Here is a 268-nt window from a genome sequence, read left to right on the forward strand (position 1 = left end):
CTGGTGGCGGCATTGCAGACGAAGGCCACCGGCTCGTCTGCCTTGCGCCCCGCGGCCAGCAAGGACGCGCTGATCTGCGCGATATGCTTCATCGCCATATACATGACGATCACAGGCGAGCCGCGGCCGATCGCATCCCAGTTGATCGCGTCTGGAACGATCCCCGAAGAATCATGCCCCGTCAGGAAGGTGACCGCGTGATTGATATCCCGATGGGTCACCGGGATGCCGGCATAGGCAAGTCCGCCAATCCCGGCGGTAATGCCGG

The 268-nt window shown here is 63.1% G+C and carries 1 protein-coding gene; it reads right to left on the minus strand.

Going from position 1 to position 268, the window contains the following annotated elements; all coding sequences use genetic code 11:
• Positions 1–268 (minus strand): uroporphyrinogen-III C-methyltransferase (locus SB764_RS40770; RefSeq protein ID WP_410866865.1); only part of this gene is annotated, 268 nt, incomplete at both ends.

This window comes from Paraburkholderia sp. SIMBA_027 (assembly GCF_046535315.1).
GTDB classification, from domain to species: domain Bacteria; phylum Pseudomonadota; class Gammaproteobacteria; order Burkholderiales; family Burkholderiaceae; genus Paraburkholderia; species Paraburkholderia tropica.